1 pseudogene is annotated in these 272 nt (G+C 68.4%); it reads left to right on the top strand.

Features of this window, described 5'->3' with window-relative positions:
* Positions 1-272: pseudogene (locus SB816_RS31740) on the top strand (glutathione synthase); the annotation flags it as partial.

Below are 272 nucleotides of genomic sequence, written 5' to 3'. Positions count from 1 at the left end.
CGTGTTCCGCGTGAAGGCCGACGGGATGAACCTCGGCGCGATCATCGAGATGCTCGGCCATGACGGCACGCGCTCGCTGATGATTCAGAAGTTCATTCCGGAGATCAAGGCCGGCGACAAGCGCATCCTGTTGATCGCGGGCGAGCCGGTGCCGTATTCGCTCGCGCGGATTCCGCAGGGCAGCGAGGTGCGCGGCAATCTCGCGGCCGGCGGGCTCGGCGTCGCGCAGCCGCTGACGCCGCGCGATCGCGAGATCGCCGAGATGCTCGGCC

It is taken from the genome of Achromobacter sp. SIMBA_011 (assembly GCF_046535435.1).
GTDB lineage: Bacteria > Pseudomonadota > Gammaproteobacteria > Burkholderiales > Burkholderiaceae_B > Achromobacter > Achromobacter dolens.
This window is presented reverse-complemented; position numbering and strand designations above follow the sequence as displayed.